Annotated in this window: 1 protein-coding gene; it reads right to left on the bottom strand. The window is 56.2% G+C overall.

The genetic code is table 11. From position 1 onward, the window contains the following. On the bottom strand, positions 1-559 hold a 559-nt coding region (locus CHU71_RS12680), incomplete at both ends, for a transposase (RefSeq protein WP_187272098.1).

Genomic DNA, 559 nt, shown 5'->3' with positions numbered 1-559 from the left:
CGGCGGATCTCGCGATTGAGCCGTTCGGTGGGGTTATTCGACCAGACTTTGGTCCACACTGACTTCGGTGTGTGGGTAAACGCCAACACATCATCAAGATGTTCTTCTAGGTAGTCTGCAACATGTGGAAATTTCGCCTGGCAGAATTCCACCACTTCCCGAGCCTGAGTCCACACCGCCTCAGCATCGGGTTGTTGGAAGATCGTGTGGAACATCGCCGATAATGTCGGCCACTGGGTCTTCGGCACCATGGACGAGAGGTTCTTAGCGAAGTGGGTGCGGCACCGCTGCCAGGAGGCATGTGGCAGCACATCAGACACCGCTGCTTGAATGCCTAAGTGAGCGTCACTTGTCACCAGGTAGACATCACCTAGACCGCGGGCTTTTAAGTCCCTAAAGAACCCGGTCCACGAAGCGGTGGACTCAGCGGTAGCTACTTGCATGCCTAACAGTTCCCGGTAGCCGTCATTGTTGACACCGGTTGCTAGCAGCACACTCGTTTTGACCACGCGTCCGCCTTCCCGGACTTTCATCGTCAGCGCGTCGCACGAGAGGTAGT

It is taken from the genome of Corynebacterium sp. LK14 (genome assembly GCF_008042215.1).
GTDB classification, from domain to species: domain Bacteria; phylum Actinomycetota; class Actinomycetes; order Mycobacteriales; family Mycobacteriaceae; genus Corynebacterium; species Corynebacterium striatum.
The sequence above is the reverse complement of the archived record's forward strand: the minus strand, read 5'-3'. Positions and strand labels throughout refer to the sequence as shown.